Annotated in this window: 16 protein-coding genes and 1 pseudogene; 1 reads left to right on the top strand and 16 read right to left on the bottom strand. The window is 34.8% G+C overall.

Annotation, left to right across the window (positions count from 1 at the left end):
• Window positions 1-47: 47 nt before the first annotated feature.
• From ftsH to BN2144_RS00315, 15 genes and pseudogenes are all read right to left on the bottom strand, one after another.
• A complete protein-coding gene (gene ftsH / locus BN2144_RS00385) occupies window positions 48-1,994 on the bottom strand; it encodes an ATP-dependent zinc metalloprotease FtsH (RefSeq protein WP_033826392.1) in 1,947 nt (648 codons plus the stop codon).
• 157 nt (window positions 1,995-2,151) lie between these two features.
• Window positions 2,152-2,697: a hypoxanthine phosphoribosyltransferase gene (hpt, locus tag BN2144_RS00380; protein WP_033826391.1), complete on the bottom strand. Its 546-nt coding sequence runs from the start codon at window positions 2,695-2,697 to the stop codon at window positions 2,152-2,154.
• 14 nt (window positions 2,698-2,711) lie between these two features.
• Window positions 2,712-4,115, bottom strand: a complete 1,404-nt coding sequence (tilS, locus tag BN2144_RS00375; RefSeq protein WP_075047775.1) for a tRNA lysidine(34) synthetase TilS — start codon at window positions 4,113-4,115, stop codon at window positions 2,712-2,714.
• Between the two features lie 122 nt (window positions 4,116-4,237).
• Window positions 4,238-5,221 (bottom strand): protein kinase domain-containing protein, encoded by a 984-nt coding sequence (locus BN2144_RS00370; protein ID WP_082195107.1) that lies wholly within the window; start codon window positions 5,219-5,221, stop codon window positions 4,238-4,240.
• A complete protein-coding gene (locus BN2144_RS00365) occupies window positions 5,205-5,939 on the bottom strand; it encodes a vWA domain-containing protein (RefSeq protein WP_033826389.1) in 735 nt (244 codons plus the stop codon). Before BN2144_RS00365 ends, BN2144_RS00370 begins: the two co-directional genes overlap by 17 nt.
• A gap of 156 nt (window positions 5,940-6,095) precedes the next feature.
• A complete protein-coding gene (gene spoIIE / locus BN2144_RS00360; protein WP_033826388.1) occupies window positions 6,096-8,573 on the bottom strand; it encodes a stage II sporulation protein E in 2,478 nt (825 codons plus the stop codon).
• A 518-nt stretch (window positions 8,574-9,091) separates the two neighbouring features.
• Window positions 9,092-9,532: a S1 domain-containing RNA-binding protein gene (locus BN2144_RS00355; RefSeq protein WP_033826387.1), complete on the bottom strand. Its 441-nt coding sequence runs from the start codon at window positions 9,530-9,532 to the stop codon at window positions 9,092-9,094.
• A 98-nt stretch (window positions 9,533-9,630) separates the two neighbouring features.
• Window positions 9,631-9,999, bottom strand: coding sequence for an FtsB family cell division protein (locus BN2144_RS00350; RefSeq protein WP_033826386.1), 369 nt, complete (start codon window positions 9,997-9,999; stop codon window positions 9,631-9,633).
• 14 nt (window positions 10,000-10,013) lie between these two features.
• On the bottom strand, window positions 10,014-10,628 hold the full coding sequence (gene yabQ, locus BN2144_RS00345) for a spore cortex biosynthesis protein YabQ (protein WP_033826385.1): 615 nt from the start codon (window positions 10,626-10,628) through the stop codon (window positions 10,014-10,016).
• Window positions 10,625-10,930, bottom strand: a complete 306-nt coding sequence (yabP, locus tag BN2144_RS00340; RefSeq protein ID WP_033826384.1) for a sporulation protein YabP — start codon at window positions 10,928-10,930, stop codon at window positions 10,625-10,627. Before yabP ends, yabQ begins: the two co-directional genes overlap by 4 nt.
• Before the next feature lie 106 nt (window positions 10,931-11,036).
• Complete coding sequence (locus tag BN2144_RS00335; protein WP_033826406.1) at window positions 11,037-11,297, bottom strand: RNA-binding S4 domain-containing protein; 261 nt, start codon at window positions 11,295-11,297, stop codon at window positions 11,037-11,039.
• A 22-nt stretch (window positions 11,298-11,319) separates the two neighbouring features.
• Window positions 11,320-12,783, bottom strand: a complete 1,464-nt coding sequence (gene yabN / locus BN2144_RS00330; RefSeq protein ID WP_094763089.1) for a bifunctional methyltransferase/pyrophosphohydrolase YabN — start codon at window positions 12,781-12,783, stop codon at window positions 11,320-11,322.
• 34 nt (window positions 12,784-12,817) lie between these two features.
• The gene (locus tag BN2144_RS00325) at window positions 12,818-14,407 is read right to left on the bottom strand and encodes a putative polysaccharide biosynthesis protein (RefSeq protein ID WP_033826382.1); all 1,590 of its coding nucleotides are present in this window, start codon (window positions 14,405-14,407) and stop codon (window positions 12,818-12,820) included.
• 193 nt (window positions 14,408-14,600) lie between these two features.
• On the bottom strand, window positions 14,601-15,137 hold the full coding sequence (spoVT, locus tag BN2144_RS00320) for a stage V sporulation protein T (RefSeq protein WP_033826381.1): 537 nt from the start codon (window positions 15,135-15,137) through the stop codon (window positions 14,601-14,603).
• 264 nt (window positions 15,138-15,401) lie between these two features.
• Window positions 15,402-15,770 (bottom strand): annotated as a pseudogene (locus BN2144_RS00315) (stage V sporulation T C-terminal domain-containing protein); the annotation flags it as partial.
• A 504-nt stretch (window positions 15,771-16,274) separates the two neighbouring features.
• Between BN2144_RS00315 and BN2144_RS00310 the strand changes: the two are divergent.
• Window positions 16,275-17,495: an IS110 family RNA-guided transposase gene (locus BN2144_RS00310; protein WP_033826380.1), complete on the top strand. Its 1,221-nt coding sequence runs from the start codon at window positions 16,275-16,277 to the stop codon at window positions 17,493-17,495.
• Window positions 17,496-17,792: 297 nt separating this feature from the next.
• On the opposite strand, the gene mfd is transcribed toward BN2144_RS00310, so the two are convergent.
• Window positions 17,793-21,326 carry a transcription-repair coupling factor gene (mfd, locus tag BN2144_RS00305; protein ID WP_033826379.1) on the bottom strand — a complete coding sequence of 1,178 codons (3,534 nt, stop codon included), beginning with the start codon at window positions 21,324-21,326 and terminating at the stop codon, window positions 17,793-17,795.
• Between the last annotated feature and the right edge of the window lie 136 nt (window positions 21,327-21,462).

The following is a 21,462-nucleotide window of genomic DNA, read 5'->3' as shown; positions in this document are numbered from 1 at the left end:
TAGCTAAAAAGAAAAGCTGACTACAAAAGTCAGCTTCGAAAAATTATTTATTCATCTTTTTTATCATCTGTCTTTTCTTCTTTTGTAGCAAAGTTTACCTTTACATCTGATGAATCAGGCTTTTTTAATTCCCAAGGTTTTGTAGGTTCAGTTGCTACTTCTTCATCAGGCAAACTCCCGTGATCATATAAATGACGAATTTGCTTTGCATCAAGTGTTTCAACTTTTAATAACGCTTGAGCAATCACTTCTAATTTATCACGTTTTTCAGTTAATATGGTTCTCGCCTTTTCATAACAATCTTTAATGATTCTTTGGATTTCTGTATCAATATCATACGCAATTTTATCCGAATAATTTTGTTCATTATTGATATCTCTACCAAGGAAAACTTGGCCTTGAGCATGACCAAATTGTAACGGGCCAAGCTTTTCACTCATACCAAATTCAGTAACCATACGACGTGCAATTTCAGTCGCTCTTTGGAAGTCGTTAGAAGCACCTGTACTTACCTCACCGAAAACAATTTCCTCAGCAACACGTCCACCTAAAAGACCTGTGATTTTATCTTTCAACTCAGGTGTTGTCATAAAATAACGGTCCTCTTTTGGCAACATAACAGCATAACCACCAGCTTGCCCTCGTGGAACAATTGTTACTTTATGTACCATATCAGCTTCATCCAACACAAGACCAATCACTGTATGGCCACTTTCATGGTAAGCAACGATATTTCGTTCTTTTTCGGAAATCACACGAGACTTTTTAGCCGGACCAGCAATAACTCGGTCAGTTGCTTCGTCAATATCTCTCATATCAATTTTCTTTTTATTTGTTCTTGCTGCAACAAGTGCAGCTTCATTTAACAAGTTCTCCAAGTCCGCACCAGAAAAACCAGGTGTACGCATTGCAATTGTTTTTAAATCGACAGAACTATCCAGTGGTTTATTTCTAGCATGAACACGTAATACGGCTTCTCGACCTTTAACATCTGGGCGATCAACTGTAATTTGTCTATCGAAACGACCTGGACGTAACAAGGCTGGGTCTAAAATATCAGGACGGTTTGTTGCTGCAACAATAATTATTCCTTCATTCGCATTAAATCCATCCATTTCAACAAGCAATTGGTTTAATGTTTGCTCTCGTTCATCATGTCCTCCACCAAGTCCTGCACCACGCTGACGCCCCACCGCATCAATTTCGTCTATGAAAATGATACACGGCGCATTCTTTTTCGCGTTTTCAAATAAATCCCGAACTCTAGACGCACCAACCCCAACAAACATTTCAACGAAGTCAGAACCACTAATTGAGAAAAATGGTACTCCAGCTTCTCCAGCAACAGCTCTTGCTAATAGGGTTTTACCCGTTCCTGGAGGCCCTACTAATAGGACACCTTTTGGAATTCTTGCGCCAAGCTCAGAAAATTTCCTTGGATCTTTCAAAAACTCAACAACCTCAACGAGTTCTTGTTTTTCCTCATCTGCTCCAGCAACATCTTTAAATCGTACTTTTATTTTTTCATCTGTATATAACTTTGCCTTACTCTTCCCAAAATTCATTACACGGCCACCGCCGCCTTGGGATTGATTTAGCAAGAAGAAGATAAAGAATATCAAAATAATAAACGGAATCATTGACGTTAATAATTGTATCCATCCGCTTGTTTCTTTTGCCATAGCAAAGTTTATTTTTGTATGTGTCTGATTCGCAGCTGTTTCAATTCTTTCTAGCGATGTCGGACTACTCCAGACATTTACTGTAAATCCCTTTTTATCATCTGCATTTTTCATTTTACCTGTGATGACATAAACTTGTCGTTCCGGCTGTACAGTAAAGGTATCTACATCACCATTTTCCAAATGAGTAACGAACTCATTATAGGTCATCTTCTCGTTAGCTTCTTGCCCACCGGTAAAGATACTAATAACACCGATTAACACTAATAAAACAAGCAAATAAAATACCGTGTTTCTAAATATACGATTCATCCTTGACCTCCTCTCAAAGGAAACAAACTTATTAAATAGTATCATAGAAATTTAAAGAATTACAAGGATTTCAACATCCCTTATATTTCTTATTTTTATAAAAAAGGCAATCCCATTTATCCCTTATTAAAATAAGGTATTAAAGTTAAAATAACCATTATCCTTCATTGCTATAAATTTTCGGTTTTAATACACCAATGTACGGGAGATTTCGGTATTTCTCCTCATAGTCTAATCCAAAACCGACAACAAATTCATTTGGTATAACAAATCCAGCTAAGTCAGCCTTTAAGTCCACTTTACGACCCTCAGGTTTATCTAAAAGTGTAACAATTTTAATAGATTTTGCTTTACGGTAATAAAATAAGTCAACTAAATATTTTAATGTCAAACCACTATCGATAATATCCTCTATAATTAAAATATCGCGTCCCTCTACAGAAGTATCTAAATCTTTAAGTATTTTTACTTCCCCAGTCGATACCGTTCCACCATGATAGCTTGATACATCCATAAAATCAATCTCAAGATATGTATCCATTCGTTTTATTAAATCTGCCATAAACGGCAAAGCACCTTTTAAGACACCAACGACTAATGGAAAGCGGTCCTTATATTCCACAGTAAGAATACTTGCAATTTCACTAATTTTCTTTTGAAGTTCTTCCTCTGATACTAATATTTTTTCAATGTCCTGATTCATTAACCTTGCTCCTCCTAGAAGTCTGACTGTTTTATGTATTGTAAGTAAATTGGTTTCGTATTAGAAGAATACTCTCCTTCATAAGCCGACCTTTTTAATAAAGGAACCCATAAAATATTACCATGACAATCAGTAACAATCGGCCACTGACCCCGGTCTCTTTTCGGAACCTTATAGTCAATAAACAGTTTTTTTATCTTCCTTGACCCGTTCATTCCTTTTACTTGAATTCGATCTCCACTTTCTCGAGTTCTAACATAAAGAGGAAAACCAGTATTAGCGTCCATGATAAAATAAGCGTCCCGATTAAGGTTTTCTTGTAAATCATTCGACATGAATAATCGATCCCCATTCGGAAGAGTAATCGATTCGCCCCTTTTCCATTCATATTCGTAGGTTGTTATCGAAAGAGATGAAAAAGTAAATATGCATTTTTCATAGGAGCGGTATACACGTACCTCGTCTGGCAAATGTATTTCCATAGATGGGTTCGGTTTCCTTATTAAATCCATAATTAATTCAATATGTAAGGATGATAAATTTTCAGGCAATCGACTATGGTAGAGATAGTTTAATATTAGTTGAATACATCTTCTTTGTAAAGGTAAAGGCACCTCTAAAAAGTCCTTTATTGAAGTTATTTCACATTCATCGTGACCTTCAACAATATTTTTATTATATGCCTCTTTTGCCAAGTCCATTAAATAATTTTCATCTTCTGTCATCCATTCACTAAATCGTTGAAAATGAATATGGACATTTGGATTTTCACTTTTTAAAAATGGTAGGACCTTTTTTCTGAAACGATTTCTCGTATAAATGTCCATCACATTTGTTGGATCGTAAACAGGTTTTAATTGATGATTGTGTACGTACTCTTCAATCTCCTTTTTTGTAACACATAAAAACGGCCGTATCACCAACCCTTTTGCAAAAGTTCTTTTCACTTGAATACCGCTTGCTGCCTTTTTTGTCGTTCCCCTCGTTAAGTGCATGAGGATTGTTTCTATTTGATCATCGCCATGATGAGCAAGAACAAGGAGTGGAATTTGAAGTTTTTCCATTACTGATTGGAAATATGAATAACGTAATTCTCTAGCGACAGCTTCGGAACTTGCACCTGGCTGTTCCTCTATTGCTTTTGGAACGTTAATACGTTTTCCTTCAAATGGTATATTCCAATTTTCACAAATACTCTCGACATATTTCATTTCTGCAAATGATTCTTCCCCACGAAACATATGGTCGACATGAGCAACAGTAATTGTCAAGTTCCAGTCTTTTTGCACTCTTTTTAGAAAATATAAAAGGGCTAAGGAGTCTGGTCCTCCTGAAACACCAACTAACACACAAGACCCATGTTGTAATAATTGATGTTTCTGTATAAACTTTTTTACCTTAACCTCAAATTCATCCATAATTGACAACCCTTTACCAATTGGCATATTTACCCTATATTTTACATGATTGTAATTAATTTTTAAAACATTTTTTCTTACCTTTTACAAATGTAGGTTTACAATCATTCTTCAATTCATCGCTAGAGTAATCGCTCCATAATATACACGACGTAAATAATACAAATGATAGAAAATATAAAAACTGTTTCCAACGTATGGCGACTACCTTTTCTTCTTTTCTGTTTTGTCTTTGTATGGCGTACGGATCGATTGCTATAGTTTTTTGTTGGTTGTTGATTAATTACTATATTTTGTTGTGTATTTTTGTCTTTTCCTTGTGAATGAGTAAGTTTTAATAACTCCTTTTTCATTTCTAATGCCGATTTATATTTCCCTGTTATCGCTTTAAGTAGTAAAGGTTTATATTGTTTTAACTCCTTATTTTGATCGATTGCCCTTTTTAATTGTGTAAGGCAATCTCCTTGCTTATTAAATCTTTTCGGATAAAAGGCATTTATCATAATCATTGCAACGGCAAATAAATCATATGTTGGTTCTGCCCTTCTACTTCCGAGCCCCCAATACCCACGATCAAAAAACTCAGTAAATTCCTTGATTGCCCTTCCTTCTCCTGTAGTTCCACCCACATCTATACAACGCATTTTCACTGGCGAACTCGTTACAAGGAGATTATCTGGTTTTAAATCACCAAAAACCCAACCTTGCCGATGTAAATCGTTTAAATCCGATAGTAATTGTGAAATTAACACAGGTAACCATACCGTACCATTTTGTCTAATAAAGGTGAGAAAGTTTTTCCCTTCTATATACTCCATAACATAAAAAGGTACTTTTTTATTATTTCTTACCCAATCATCGACGTCGAATAAAGAAGGCCCGAGGGAAACCCCTTGGGCCTTGGAAAATGATTTCAGAACATTTACTTCAGAAGTAATGGTAACGTGATCATCACTAATCTTTATGGCCACTCTTTTTCCGTTCCAGTCAGCTAAATATACAATTCCGTTTGCACCACGGCCCAGCTCTTTAATAATTGTATAACAATTGTGATGCCACTTTCCTGTTATTACCATCCCAATAGATATATTAAATGGACTCTTCATAGTAATCGTCATGACGTGATAGTAATCCCTTTACTGAATGTTTTTTCCTAAAGTAATTCATCGCCTCTTTTAATGCTGGACCTGTTGGTGTTATACCACTTGCAGTTAATTTAGAAAAAACAGAAGTTAAGGTTTCTAATTTCGGTGTCCAATCTAATAATTTTTCTACTTCCTTTCCTTTCCCAGGAAATACAAAGAGAGAAAATTGATTATTTCCCATTCTAGCATTTAAACTGAGCGAAAGATCTAGTAGGGCTTCTTTCACAGTTGGTAATTTATGCTTCATACTTGCACTATTATCTACAAGAATCAATACTTCTAAATTAACCGTTTCATTTAAATCATCTACTACTTCCAGAACTTCACCTCGTTTTTCTGGTGGAAGTTCTTCAATACTTACATGATCCCCTAGTATTTGTCTAAGTTCTTTATTAACAACACCTTGAATTGTTTGTGTCATTGCTTTCCTTGTTACCATTTGCACCGTTTGTGACAAGGCTTGCGCATAGACAATCTGACTTACTCCTCCACCTTGAGTTGCTATTCCTTCTATCTCCCGCATTCCTTGATCATCAATAACGTCATTTTCCATTACACCAATGACATTAACTGTAATGCCAAACTCATTCGCTAATGCAGCAATTGCTACAGGATCTTCTCCATGATTTGAACAACCATCCGTAATTAATAGTATTTGCTTAATTGTCCCCGTTCTCAAAATGAATCCCCTCCATAGTACTTTTTACCATCATTGCCCTATTGGAGGGGATTTATACTTACATCTACTGTTCTTTTTTTAACCGTATCATCCGTTTTATCTCATGTCTAATTACTCCAAAAGCAACCGTTCCGTTAATTGCTAGTAATCTCTTAACTACGCACCTTTTCGTAATGATATTGCTGGTATAGGCTTCCACTTTGGATTATTGTGATTAATTTTTGCCACTAAAACCGTCATATCATCATCAATATATCCATCACTGGAACGAATAACTTCTTCCATAATAATGTCTGCTACTGCTTGTGGATCATCTGTTTCTAGTTCTAATATTTTTCTCTTTAACCATAAGTCCATGTTCTCGATATGTCTCGGTCCTTCAAAAATCCCATCACTCATCATTATTAGTAAGTCACCAGCTTTTAACTGCTCGCTCACAACATCAACTTCGAAATCTTGAATGATTCCAATTGGTAAATTGCTCGCCTGAATTTTAATAACTCGATCTCCTCTTTTAATAAAGCTTGGTGTTGAACCTACTTTTATAAATTTTGATTGTGCATCCTGTAAATCGACAATCGCTAAATCAAGTGTTGCATAAACCTCATCCGTTGTTCTGAGTGAAAGTATAGAATTAATCGACTTAATCGCTATTTCTTCGTCAATGCCAGATTGTAATATTTGCTCTAACAACGCCAATGTTTCCTTACTTTCTAAATACGCCCGCTCACCATTTCCCATCCCGTCGCTTATTGCTAGCGCGTACTTTCCTGCCCCTATTTCAATTGTCGTGTAACTATCCCCTGATACAAATCCCCCATTTTTTGCAGCATAAGCAATTCCTGTTTCAACAACAAAACGTTTTGCTGAACGGAAAGTAGCATAACAATAATCATGTTTATGTTTTCCACACTCTTCACTGTATACAACAATTTGCTCACCTAAAATATCCGATAGAAGTGGTGCGATTAATTTTTCACATTGCCCCATTCCACTACAGTATGGAATGGTGATATCGATATCTACATTACCTTGGTCTAAATTGTATATTTCTATATGATCCACTTCAATTCCAAATGATTGTAGTGCATCTAATAATTGGTCCTCCTGCTTCTCATGATTTTCTCGCTCTTTTTGAATTTCTTTAGCAAAATTCGCCATAACTTCTGAAACTCCGTGCAACTGTTCTGCAACTAATTTTCGACTTTCTTTAATTTGTTGTTGTAACTTTTGATCCGCATGAAAGTAATGGAGTTCATTCTGAATTGTATCAATTACTTTATCACTACGGACACATCGACGCTCCCAATCCCAAACTGTTTTGTTTGATAAAACACCATTATTTTCTTCTAATTCATACATAATACTTTTCATCGTATCATATGTTTTATTGTAACCATTAGCAGCCCAACACTTTTCTTTTTTAAAACACGTCTGACAAGTTTTTGCTGTAACATTGGCAAAAAAGTAGTCAACTTCCATATCAGGATCCATTCGTTCCGCCGCCTCTTGTTTTTGGAAACTTGTCGCTAACGCATGAAATATAGAGGAAAATTGCTCCACCCTCCTAGCTGTTGCATCGCGTATTTTTCGTACATAAGCTTGTTGTTCTGCGGAATGTTCGGATGTGCCCGGAATATGTTTTGCAATTTGGCTTGTGAATAGCCTTGGCGTTAAAATAAAAATAATGGTGGCTAATAATGTTTCATATAAGCTAGTCATTATTGAACCTGACTGGTTACTATATAACCCTAATAATAAAGTGGCGACGATAAGACCAAAGATGGTACCTGCCTTTTTACCTTCTTTAAGCAAACCGCCAAGTAAACCACTAAATGCAAGTAGACTCATTTCAGGAAAACTGTTAATATCTGCTAAACCAAATATTAGCCCAGTGACAACTCCTACAGTTGAGCCAACCGTTGCACCTGCTGTAAAAGCAAATATTAACACTAAATAGCGTGCAAGAATATTTGCAACAGTAACCTCCTCAAATGCCCACCCCATTGCACCGGTCATCATTGAAGCAATTAATATTATTAAGCAAACTAATTCTTCCGTTTTTAACGCTTGTCTCCTTTTTGACATAGATAAAAGTGGAATACTTTGCATAAAAATCATTGTTAATACAAAAGCTAGTCCTGCTTCAACCGTTGCCATTAAAGCATTATAAATTGTTAGATCCCCTACAGTAGCATAGCTCCACACAATCCGCCCTAAGAGAACAGAAGCAAGTACAATAAACGGTAATATTTTTGATTCATTTCTCGTAAACCATTTAACTATTTTATTTAAAACGAGAAAGAGGCTAATGATCATAAACGAATATAGTGCATTCGTTATGGAAATTGTAAGTGAACCAGCAACAATTCCGAAAAATATTAGCGGTGATTTATCTTTTCTTATATAATATGCCGCTGCAAAAAACGGTAAACTAAAAGGTGAAAGCACTGACAAAATGAAAGCTCGTCCTAACATGAAACCAAAAATAAATAATACAAATCCACGTCTAAATAACACCGACTCTAATTTATTCCGCAACGACTCTAGTAAACTATGTAATGAAAACTTAAAATCTACTACTTTCCTCTCTTGCATTGGTTCCATATAGCTCCCTTGAATTTTTCCCGTCATCTTTACAAACACCCCTCGGTCTTTTTTGTTTATTATAGGCGATTGGAAGATAAAAATTTGTCAAAAAAGATAGACGAACTATAAAAATATTTAGACAATTGTCTACAGAAAGGAATAAAAGAAAACAAAATTTGCCTCACCCAATTAACTAAAACATGATGAGGACACTGGATAGCGCTAGTAAAGATAAGACTTATACAGTTTCGACAAAATTCCAGATAAAAAAACAATGAATAAAATTGTAGAAAAAATGAAGGAATATGGAGCCTCCATTTGTTTGAGGATTTTACGTGTAGTATTGAATTCACCATCGTTTTTTGAGGTCTTTCTCTTTGGAGTGGATAAAAATAATAAAGGTCCAATCCTATGAAAAGATTAGACCTTTATATATCGAACTATGAAAGAAGACTATAAAATATATATCACAAGCTATTATTTATGTTAACAAGTGTATTTCTCATTAACAAATACTTGAAATTGAACATTAGGAAACCTGCAAATAAGCTATAGACAGCAAGTTAACCTCTTCTAGCACCTCTACCTCCTCTTTTTGATTCAGTATGGCGTTTTAATGAGGCTAGGCGGTCTTCACTATCTTTCAAAAAACGCGCCATTTTTTGTTCAAAATTCTCTTGTGGTTTACGGTCATGGCTTCTTCCTTGACGTGAACGATGACCTCCACTTGGTCTTTCTGGTCTATCTGATCTTTCTGTTCTTTCCGGGCGATCTTGCGCCTTTTTAATCGATAAACCAATTTTGCCATCCTTCTCAACATTCATTACTTTCACTTCAACTTGATCGCCGACTTTCAAGAATTCATTAATATCCTTTACATATGTGTCAGCAACTTCACTGATATGAACTAAACCTGTTGAGCCCTCTGGCAGCTCGACAAAAGCACCAAAATTAGTGATTCCTGTTACTTTACCTTGCAACTTGCTGCCTACTTCGATTGACATAAAAAGAAACTTCCTCCTTAAAGTAATAAAAAAGTACACTTATTTATATTATAGACAAAATGTTTTTTAAGTGTCAAACAATCAACTATTCCAATAATTTACTGTTCTGGGACTGAAAATATAATTTCCCCATCATCAGATAAATAATATTCTTGACGTGCATATTTACCAATATATTCATCATCTTGTAACTTGGTAATCTCTTCTTTTAAAATTTTTTGATTTTCTTTCAGCTCTTTATACTGGGCTTGTACTTCCTTTAATTTTGTTTCTTTTTCAGTAAGTGTTTGAGATTGGGTAACCAAAGCTTGAATGAAAACAAATAAGATGATGGCAACAAAGACAAAAAACACAGTTAGCCTGCGAATGAGCATTTTTTTCTTTCGCTTTGCATAGATACTTTGTTGTTCTTGATAGTTTAAATAGGATTGATTCAATATTGGAACTCTATTCTTGTCTACACTCATCCACACAAGCCCCCTCACTGTCTTTTGAATTTACTTAGTTTATTAATCATCCACTTTATAACATTTGCAACCTTTTTAAAAGCAATGTTCCCCTTTATTCTAACTGATTTTGGTACAGCTTTCCAGATATATTTCCCCAAATAACGAAAGGGCTTCATAATAATTTTATAAATCGTATAAATAATCTTCCAAATGATTAAAATAATTCTTAATAATAATTTTCCAATTAACACAACTACAGATAATAAAAATGTCAACAGCATAACAATTGGTTTCACAAGTAAATTAGAAAACAAATTCACTCCAAAACGATATGTCCGAATGGTCACGTGAATGATCTGTTCAAGTAGACGGGTATATATGTTTTTAAGAAGACTTTGATAAAATGCAAAGCCACATAGAAGAGCGAGAAAAATATAAAATCGTATTTCTCCATTGTTAACTAAATAAAGAACATAAAAAATTAAAAGAACTTGAAGTATCCAAAATAAAATATCATTTATTGCACGGATATATACATTCCTTTTTGAACGGTTAAATAAGCGGCTATACGTATCCAAAGCCGCTCCAAAGTAACTCCCCATACCAATCATTGCGATCATCGTATAAAATTGTACTGTTAAACTCATTTGAACAACTTGCTAAAGAAACCCTTAGCTTTATCTCCTTGGTGGTCGTCAAGGTAGACTAAGTCGAATATTCTTCCTTTAATAGACACAATGCCTTTATCGACGTCTAAGTTTTTCATTTGCAAATTTTGGCCACGAATTGCTAAATATCCCATAACCGTTTCTAAAAGGAATTCCTCATTATCAAAACTCTCTACTTGTTTTACACCTGTTATATCTAATGTTTTACGCCCTCTCATTATGACATCGTGGTCTTGAACAACAGATTTTTGATTATTGGATTGATCATAAAATTGATTCACCATACATCCCCCGATTCAATCTTGTTCTAATTCTTATAAATAGTTATGCTCGTCCTGTTTGTAATAGAACTAGAATCAAGTAAAGGGGACTAAAAATCAATAACCATTATTCATTGATTCGTTCATCTTTAAGAATGGTATACATGGTATTTGCATCTTCCTTTTTCGTCGTTTCTTGTAATTTATCTATTTTAACCGTAACAACCCGTTGGCCAAACTTAATAACAAGTTCATCGCCCACTTGCACTTCAGAGCTTGCCTTAGCCGTTTTCCCATTAATTGAAATTCTTCCTTGATCTGATACTTCCTTTGCTAATGTTCTTCGTTTAATTAAGCGTGATACTTTTAGAAATTTATCTAGTCGCATATATTCTCGAAGTCCTTTCCTATTATAATCCTTTTTCCTTTGCCTCATCCCAGAATAAATCAAGTTCTTCTAAACTAAAATCCGAAAATTGTTTTCCAGCTTCTTTCACCTTTTTTTCTATATAATTCATTCGTCTTACAAATTTTTGATTTGTTCGAATTAATGCTTGCTCAGGGTGAATGGATAAAAATCTAGCAATGTTAACCATTGAAAATAAAAGATCTCCAAACTCAATCTCAACATCACTTCTTCTTCCCTTTGTTTTTATCTCTGTTAGCCATTCATCTAGCTCTTCTTTTAATTTCTCGATAACTGGATCAATATCCTTCCAATCAAACCCTGATTTTTTCGCCATTTTTTGCAATTCATATGCTTGCATAAGCGCTGGTAGTCCCTTTTTCAATTCAGTAAAAATAGTTGATTTCTCTCGTCCTTCACTTTGTTTAATTTTACCCCAATTTGTTAATACATCATGCACACTGTTTACTTTCGTATCGCCAAACACATGTGGGTGTCTACGAATCATTTTACTTGTTAAAGCTTCAATTACATCATTTATATTAAAAAATCCTTCGTCCTCGCCAATTTGCGCATGAAGCATCACTTGTAATAACACATCACCTAACTCCTCGATTATATGATTGTCGTCTTTTTCATCAATTGCCTCAAGGAGTTCATAAGCCTCTTCAATTAAATATTTTTTCAACGACTCATGTGTTTGTTCCTTATCCCAAGGACAGCCATTCGGGCCTCTTAATGTAGCAATAACTTGACGTAAAAAATGAAAATCTTTATAAAGAATTTGTTCATCTTTTACTGGTGGAACATATAAACTCACTAGATTATTGATAGAAAAATTATGATCCAGCATATAAAGTGGAACTTTCCTTACAAGTTCATTTGCACTTCCTGCACTTTCAATCATATAAATTTCGTATGTATCTGGAAGTAATTCCATTAGCTCTAGTTTTACATTTGATGCAATCATTTGATCATATACTTGAGCAATGATTATATGCTGGTTTAATTGGACATCGCTTTTATGGAAATTGGTCCCATCGAGTAATTGAAATCCGTCAATTGGATCGATTCGTACGGATTGAAATAGTGCGTCTAGAAAACTTTGTCCACCACGGAATTCAATTTCCACCCCTGCTTCTTCCCCTTGTTCAATTAATAACTGCACCGTTTTTTCAGCCACTAACGGGTGCCCTGGAACTGCATAGATAAGGTCACCATTTTGGACCTCTTGAAATAAATGGTTTACTATTTCTTGATAAACATCCTGAAACTGTCCATTTTCTTCATAAATAAAATCATAAGCAGAAAATTCAATCCCTTCCGCTTCAAGAGCTGAAACAACTGGATGTTCTTTCGTACGGAGAAAGACTGGATCATTAGAGTCCTTTAATAACTTATAAATGCCAAACGGAAGCTGATCTATGTCTCCTGCCCCAAGCCCTGCAACAACTATTTTGTTCAATATTTTTACCCTTCCTTCTAAATGATTTGCTTCTTTATTACTTCTTATTTATAAATTTTATTTTATTACCTAGAGGAAGTAATGCTATTTCCTCATTAGTAAAACATTGACTGCGTAGTAATGTTATTAGATAAACAGTTCCCCCGATAAACGTTGCACCAAGTGCATAAAAACTAGCAAACATTCGGCTAGTAAGTTGAAACGTTAATGGACGACATACGAGATGAAAAATAACAATCGATGAAGCCATATATAGTAATGATTTTAGTAAGCCTCTAAGAAAGTTCCACGTAATGAGTCTCATAGGTATTACCTGTTTCAATCTCCATACTAATAAAAATATCATAATTCCTAACGAAAGAATCGTAGAGATTGCCGCCCCCGCAGTATTGAATTGACGGATAAGAATTCCGTTAGCAATTAATTTTGTCATACTACCAATGATAACTGTGATCGCTGGATAATAGATAATCCCGAAGCCTTGCAAGACGGAGATTATCGTTGTACAAACTGTTGATAAAATAATTGCTATGACAAAAATCCGTAAAACATTTGAACCTGCATCATTTTGAAATAGCATCGTATTGAGATGATTCATAATCATAATAAGACCAATGGTAGCTGCAAGACTCACCGCTAAACTTATTTTAAAAGCAAGCCTTATATAATATGCGACTGCCTCTTTACTCCGTTTTTTCATTACTGCGATCATTGGAACGACTGCTAACGAAAGCGATGTGGCTAAAACCATTCCTAATTGGATTAAAGGCTGTCCCCGATCGTAAACACCCTTTAGTATTTTTGCCTGTTCCATATGTATACCAGCATTTTTTAATAACGGGTAAATTTGAAATGAATCAATCAACTGAAATAAAATCAAAGTTAAGCTACTAATACAAACAGCGATACCTTGAAACAATACGGTTTTAATAACAACACGTATTCTTATCGTTTTCTCTTTTCTTTTGCTTTTCTTGTAATGACGTAAAAAGAAACATGCGATAATAATTGCCCCACTTAAACTACCTAGAACAGATGCAACAATTGCCCCCTCGCCTATTTCATACAAAGAATATCCTTTATTTATCAAAACAATGGAGAGAATTAATATAAGTGATACTCTTACTGTTTGCTCGCCTACTTGAGATAAAGCCGTTGGAACCATATAACCTTGACCTTGGAAATATCCCCTTATCACTGATAAAAATGGTATCACTAAAAACGTACACGACACTAGTTTTATTAATGGTTTGAGCTGTTCATCTCCCATTTGATTTGCCAATAAACTTGAACCAAAATAGGTTATAAGAAAAAGAATAAAATTGAATAGAGCGACTGCGATAAACGAAGGTAATAATATTTGGTTTCCGACCGATTTATCTTTTCCCTCTATATTTTCAGCATATAATTTTGAAATGACAACTGAAAAGCCATATGTTGCAAATGCCACAGCGATTCCATAAAACGGGTAAATTTGTTGGTAAATATAAAAACCAATATCACCAACAATATTTTGAAAGGGTACCCGGTAAACTGCACTTAACACTTTAGAAAATAATGCGGCAAGAGTTAAAATCATTGTTCCCTTAAAAAGTAACTTTTTAGGGCTTTCTTTCAATTCATCCATATGAACACCTACAAGAGAAATTTAATACATAATACCCATTTTATTATAAAACAACAAAAGAAGACAGACTAACTGCCTTCTTATCCATCCTATATGAATTTCGTTCTTGAAAACAACTTAATCTTTTAAGTAGTAATTATTTGCTCACATAGATGTCTATTCTATATAATTATATATCCTAAACATTCGTTATTTACTGCTCCATTTGTCTTGCTAAAAACCCTGCTGCTGTCTCAGCTGACTTTTTCTCCACTTCACCCATGGTATGCTCTTTTGATAAAATAATAACCGTTCCTATTGGGTCACCATTCGCAACAATTGGGCTAATCGTATAGGAAGTTAAAGTTTCTTCATTTCCTTCTACTAATGAGATCGTACTTTCAGATGTTTCTAAAATGGTTGTCCGCTCTGCCATTGCTTTTTCGACGAGTTCACTAATGTTTCTGTTTAAATATTCCTTTTTCGATCCACCAGCTACAGCAATAACAGAATCGCGATCACAAATTAATACTATACTACCCAGACTGTCAAAGAGTGCTTCAGCATATTCCTTTGAAAAGTCCCCTAACTCACTAATCGGAGAGTACTTTTTCAAAATAACTTCTCCATCTCGATCAACGAAGATTTCTAACGGATCTCCTTCCCTAATTCGTAAGGTTCTCCGGATTTCTTTTGGGATAACAACACGACCTAAATCATCAATTCTACGTACAATACCAGTTGCTTTCATCTGAAGTTGCCTCTCTTTCTTATGATGATTTTCTTACAAAAAATGATTATCAACTTACTCAACCAGTAAGTCCCCCAATAGCAAAGCCATATAAAAAAGATGGGCTTTGTTTGAATTGGAATCATCATCCTTATATACAATTATTATCTTTCATATGGTAAGTTCTATTCATAATCTAAAACTTTTTCTTCTAGTAAGTATTATTGGTATTGTTGGAAAATTCTACAAGACCACTTAAAATAATAGAAAAAGACAATANCCTTCTACTAATGAGATCGTACTTTCAGATGTTTCTAAAATGGTTGTCCGCTCTGCCATTGCTTTTTCGACGAGTTCACTAATGTTTCTGTTTAAATATTCCTTTTTCGATCCACCAGCTACAGCAATAACAGAATCGCGATCACAAATTAATACTATACTACCCAGACTGTCAAAGAGTGCTTCAGCATATTCCTTTGAAAAGTCCCCTAACTCACTAATCGGAGAGTACTTTTTCAAAATAACTTCTCCATCTCGATCAACGAAGATTTCTAACGGATCTCCTTCCCTAATTCGTAAGGTTCTCCGGATTTCTTTTGGGATAACAACACGACCTAAATCATCAATTCTACGTACAATACCAGTTGCTTTCATCTGAAGTTGCCTCTCTTTCTTATGATGATTTTCTTACAAAAAATGATTATCAACTTACTCAACCAGTAAGTCCCCCAATAGCAAAGCCATATAAAAAAGATGGGCTTTGTTTGAATTGGAATCATCATCCTTATATACAATTATTATCTTTCATATGGTAAGTTCTATTCATAATCTAAAACTTTTTCTTCTAGTAAGTATTATTGGTATTGTTGGAAAATTCTACAAGACCACTTAAAATAATAGAAAAAGACAATATAAACATACTAACATTAGTAGCACAGACCAAGGCCATGGTTTGTGCTACTATTTTCATAGTAGAAGTGAAGGAAGGTCGAACAGCCTCTAGGACCAATAAAGAGTCCGTATCAAAAACAGACCAACTTCACAACCTTATTTGAATCAGTTTAGTATGTTGGGTCCTTGAGATCGTGTATAAGAAAATGGAATCGATAAGGTAATGTGAAGACTTCTATGGTTGACTAAAAAGGAGAAAATAGAATCATGAAACATGTTGTAGCCTTAGATGTGAGTATGGGAAAAAGTACAATGGTCATTTACAATCAGTATCGTCAATGTGAAGTAGAAAAAGAGATTGAACATAATCGTCCCTCTTTTGAACAACTTCATAAAACGCTTCAAACACTAACTTATCAAGATGGACAACCACCTGAAATTGTCTTTGAAGCAACCGGTGTATATTCCAAAGCATTGGAACGATTTTTTCAAGATTATGATTATACATATTGCCGTATTAACCCACTTGAAGCGAACTTACAAATGGCTTCGATGCGCCGCCAAAAAACAGATAAAGGCGATGCACATGAGCTAGCGAAATCGCACTTTCGAGTAGAACGTGAACAGACGTATCAAGAAGATGAATACTACCAACAGATGCGTGGGCTCACACGTTACTATGATGAGTTAGACAGTGAGATTACGCACTTATATAGCCGTTTACACGCTATCCTTCAATTGAGTTTTCCAGAATTGGAACAGCTATTTACGAAACGTTCTGCGCTGTTTTTGAATATCGTACAATTGTATCCACATCCTGATGAAGTGTTAGCCCATTCAAAAACGGTCATTCGCAATCGATTAAAGGCAAACACACGAAAAAATTTGTCTTTAAAACGAGCAGAAGAGAAAGGAATCGCCCTCCTTGAAGCCGCGAAAACTTCCTATCCAGCCATCTCAAGAGATGATGTACGTTGCGAACAAGTCAAAGATTACGCAAGACGCATCGTAGACTTAAAAGAGAGGAAAGAACAGCTTGTAAAGCAGATGGTTGAGCTTTCTAATGAGCGCACAGAATATCATGTACTTCTATCATTTCCAGGAATAGGGGAAACAACAGCTGTTCGAATCATTGGTGAGTTGGGTGATATCAGGCGTTTTAAAAATCATAAGCAGTTAAATGCCTATGTGGGGATTGATATTATGCGTTATCAGTCAGGTAATACCCATTATAAGGACAAGATTAATAAAAGGGGAAACAATAAACTACGAAAAATTTTATTCTTTATGATTAAAACGATGATTACACTACGCCAAAAAACAAAGAATCATCTGGTGGAGTATTACGACAAATTAAAAACGCAACCTCTGAGAAAGCCTCATAAAGTTGCGTCAATTGCTTGTGTGAATAAGTTCTTAAAAGTAGCATTTCACCTTATTGCACACAACATTACCTATGATTACGAAGCAGCATCCACCTGTTCGTAAATGGTTTAATTAACTATAACATACTTGACCTTGCGAAAAAAACAAAAAATCGTTAGGTCTTTTTGGCATTCGCTAAATTTATGATTGGAGGAAGGGGGTACCCCCTTCCTCCAATCATAAATTTAATTCTTAAAAAGTATTGTAAAAGTACTTGACTAGAGGTAAGAAAAAGGCTGTCCCATTTCAATTGGCTACTTCAATGAATACTCCATTCTTCACCAATTTTGTGGACAGCCACAATTTATCATTTTACATTCAATCCCCATTTATAGTAGTAGGGAATTCTGATGAATAAAGTTAAACAACATTTACTTCTTTCTTTAAGATTTGAGGTAATCCTTTTACAATCTTATCTAAAGTTGGGAACCAATCTTGATTAGGTATTTTGTTTATATAAATAACGATTTTTAACTTTTCACCTTCCATACCGTATCCAACCGTACGGCCAAATGGTTTGCAAAGATCAACAAGATCTTGAATATGAATGGTTTTCGTTACTTTATCAGTAAAGAGTAGCATAACTTCATCTTTATCTCTTTTAATTAACTCAACCCCAGCTTGTTTTGCATAAATCTTTACTTCAGAAATTAGGAATAAATTAGTCACTTCTGTTGGATAATCTCCATAGCGATCAACCATTTCATCTTGTAATTCCTTAATATCCTCAAAATCAGTAATCCCACGAAAACGTTTATACATTTCGATTTTTTGGTATCCATCATGTATATATTGATCTGGTATATAGGCATCAATTTGTAAATCAATTTCCACAGCAATATCTTGATCTGCCTTTCCTTCACCCATTCTCTTATCAATTGCTTCTTTTAACATTTGTGAATACAAATCAAAACCAACCGATTCAATAAATCCATGTTGTTGCGCACCAAGTAAGTTCCCCGTACCACGGATAGATAAATCACGCATAGCAATCTTGAATCCAGAGCCAAGTTCTGTAAATTCCTTAATTGCTTGTAATCTTTTCTCTGCTACTTCTGTTAGCACTTTATCTTTTCTATAAGTAAAGTAAGCATAGGCAACTCGACTTGAACGACCAACACGTCCCCGCAATTGGTAGAGTTGTGACAATCCCATTCGGTCCGCATTTTCAACAATTAACGTATTTACGTTTGGAATATCGATACCTGTTTCAATAATAGTCGTACTTACTAATACATCCGCTTCACCATTTAAGAAACTTAAAATAACATTTTCTAGTTCCGTTTCACCCATTCGACCATGGGCATATATAATTCTAGCATCTGGGACGAGCATAGAAAGTTCTTCTGTCTTTCGATCAATATCCTCAATGTTATTATAAACGTAATAGATTTGACCATTTCGAGCTAATTCACGCTCAATTGCTTCTTTAATTAAACCAGGGCTCATTTCCATAACATATGTTTGAATTGGGAAGCGATTTTCAGGTGGTGTTTCAATAACTGATAAATCACGAACACCAAGTATCGACATATGCAATGTTCTTGGGATTGGTGTTGCAGTTAAGGTTAAAACATCGATATTTGTTTTTAACTTTTTAATCTTTTCTTTATGAGTAACCCCAAACCGTTGTTCCTCATCAATAATTAATAACCCTAAATCATGATACGTAATATCTTTTGATAATAAACGATGAGTCCCTACAACAATATCAATGGTGCCGTTTTTTAATCCTTTGATTGTTTCCTGTTGTTCTTTACGTGAACGAAAACGGCTTAATACACCAATTTTTATCGGATATTCTTGAAATCTTTCACGCATCGTTTCATAATGTTGTTGCGCTAGTATCGTAGTTGGAACTAAAAACGCTACTTGTCTCCCATCACAGATTGCCTTAAATGCAGCTCGTAGCGCTACCTCAGTCTTACCGTATCCAACATCACCACATAGAAGTCGATCCATTGGGCGCGGCCTTTCCATATCCTTTTTAATCTCTTGAATTGAACGCAATTGGTCTTCTGTTTCTTGATAAGGGAATGATGTTTCAAATTCACGTTGTAATTCTGTATCAGGAGAAAAGGCATATCCTATTGCCGCTTCTCGCTCAGCATATAGCTTAATTAAATCTTCCGCGATATCTTGAACAGATGATTCTACCTTTCGTTTCACACGTTTCCATTCAGAACCACCAAGTTTATATAATTTTGGTTCCTTACCTTCTGTTCCAACATATTTCTGAACTAAGTCAATTTGATCAACTGGAACATAAAGCTTGTCACTTCCTTGATATTGGATCTGCATATAATCTTTATGAATACCATTTATCTCTAACGTTTCAATTCCTAAATATTTACCAATACCATGATTTACATGAACAACATAATCACCAATATTTAACTCAGAATAATTTTTAATCCGTTCAGCATTCGATATTTTTTGCGAACGTGACGACCTTTTTGGTGTCTTTTTATTAAATATTTCATTCTCCGTAATAACAGCAATTTTTTCCATCGGTAATTCAAAACCGAAATTTAGCTGACCTTTACTTATTTGTGTTTTTCCAATTAACAATTGCTCACCGTGTAAGTTGTTAACTGCGTTCATTGAATAATCTGACAAGACGGTTTCTAACTTTTCTACACGATTTTCATCTGCTGCAAGGAAAATAACCGTATAATCACTTTTTTCCCATCGTTCTACTTCCGATTTTAAAACATTCATTTGCCCATGGAAATTTTGCATTTGTTTACTAGATAAGTTTAAAATGTTTTGCGGATTCACATGTTGTGTATGTCTTAAAAATAAAGAGAAATAGACGGTTGGGATTTTTGATGCCTGTAGGATTTTCCAAAAGTCATGATTAACTTTTATTGAATGAACAAATTTCCCTTCACTTAATAGATTTGTTTGCCATTCCGCATCTTCTTTATCTAACGATTCTTTCATCTCACTAACTCTACTGATTTCATCTATACAAACGATAGACTGCTCTCCAATATAATCTAGTAAACTTGCTGGTTCATCATACGCTAATGATAGATACTTAAATATTTGGTCTGGCAGCTGTCCAGAACGTAATTGCTCAATATCGTATTGCGTTTGTAGTATGAGTGACTCTTTAACTTTCTCATCTTTTACTTTCTTTAAGCTGTTAGCTAATTCCTTTTCAAGACGGTCAGCAGTTAAGAGATAATGCTTTGGCTCAAAAATAAACTCAATTGCAGGTCCTATCGTAATATGATTTAATTTTTCCATAGAACGTTGATTATCTGTGGAAAAAAAGCGAATTGAATCAATGATATTATCAAATAATTCAATTCTGACAGGATTACTCTCAGTCAAAGAATAAATATCTATGATTCCACCACGTATACTGAATTCACCCGGTGCAGATACCATTTCAGTTCGGACGTAACCCATTTGAACAAGTTTTTGTAACACTTCATCTAAGTCAATTTCATCATCAAGTTGCCAATGGAGAATTTGATCTTCCCATAGAGTTTTCGGTGGTAATATTCTCCTTAAACCGGCAATTGGTGCAATAACTACTCCTTTATTATTTGTGCAAAGAAAGTTAAGTGCTTCTATTCGTTGGGAACGTAGCTCAGGACTAGAAACCCCTAAATCCGCAATCGTTAATTCATTTGTTGGATATAAATAAATGGGATCCGTTATTAATTGTACAAAATCCTCGTATAACTTTTGGGCTTGAAGTAGATTATACGTAACAATTAGAAGAGGTTTATTCATCTTTTGATATATACTAGCCATAAAAACTGTTCGCGCAGAGTTTGATAGACCTGCAACTAGTTGTTCCTTTAACCCTTCTTCTAAACCATTTGTAATTGACATGACGTCATCTTTTTCCATTAATGTATGAACTAGCCCTCTCATTCTTTGCCTCCTCTCTTTCAACATGAAGTCTAATATAAGTATGATAAGCGTTTTATATTACTAATTCTCTAAATAGTCTGTAAAGATAATCTCTATTTCACCTTTTCTCTAAATAGAAAAATGCTTTGGAAATCCA

It is taken from the genome of Bacillus andreraoultii, from assembly GCF_001244735.1.
Lineage (GTDB): Bacteria > Bacillota > Bacilli > Bacillales > Caldibacillaceae > Caldifermentibacillus > Caldifermentibacillus andreraoultii.
Note: the sequence above shows the minus strand (reverse complement) of the source record. Positions and strands in the feature narration are given on the sequence as shown.

Coding starts and splice junctions, on each gene's coding strand:
- ftsH (WP_033826392.1), bottom strand. CDS start 1,994: ATGAATCGTATATTTAGAAACACGGTATTTTATTTGCTTGTTTTATTA.
- hpt (WP_033826391.1), bottom strand. CDS start 2,697: ATGAATCAGGACATTGAAAAAATATTAGTATCAGAGGAAGAACTTCAA.
- tilS (WP_075047775.1), bottom strand. CDS start 4,115: ATGGATGAATTTGAGGTTAAGGTAAAAAAGTTTATACAGAAACATCAA.
- BN2144_RS00370 (WP_082195107.1), bottom strand. CDS start 5,221: ATGAAGAGTCCATTTAATATATCTATTGGGATGGTAATAACAGGAAAG.
- spoIIE (WP_033826388.1), bottom strand. CDS start 8,573: ATGACGGGAAAAATTCAAGGGAGCTATATGGAACCAATGCAAGAGAGG.
- BN2144_RS00355 (WP_033826387.1), bottom strand. CDS start 9,532: ATGTCAATCGAAGTAGGCAGCAAGTTGCAAGGTAAAGTAACAGGAATC.
- BN2144_RS00350 (WP_033826386.1), bottom strand. CDS start 9,999: ATGAGTGTAGACAAGAATAGAGTTCCAATATTGAATCAATCCTATTTA.
- yabQ (WP_033826385.1), bottom strand. CDS start 10,628: ATGAGTTTAACAGTACAATTTTATACGATGATCGCAATGATTGGTATG.
- BN2144_RS00335 (WP_033826406.1), bottom strand. CDS start 11,297: ATGCGACTAGATAAATTTCTAAAAGTATCACGCTTAATTAAACGAAGA.
- BN2144_RS00325 (WP_033826382.1), bottom strand. CDS start 14,407: ATGGATGAATTGAAAGAAAGCCCTAAAAAGTTACTTTTTAAGGGAACA.
- spoVT (WP_033826381.1), bottom strand. CDS start 15,137: ATGAAAGCAACTGGTATTGTACGTAGAATTGATGATTTAGGTCGTGTT.
- BN2144_RS00310 (WP_033826380.1), top strand. CDS start 16,275: ATGAAACATGTTGTAGCCTTAGATGTGAGTATGGGAAAAAGTACAATG.
- mfd (WP_033826379.1), bottom strand. CDS start 21,326: ATGAGAGGGCTAGTTCATACATTAATGGAAAAAGATGACGTCATGTCA.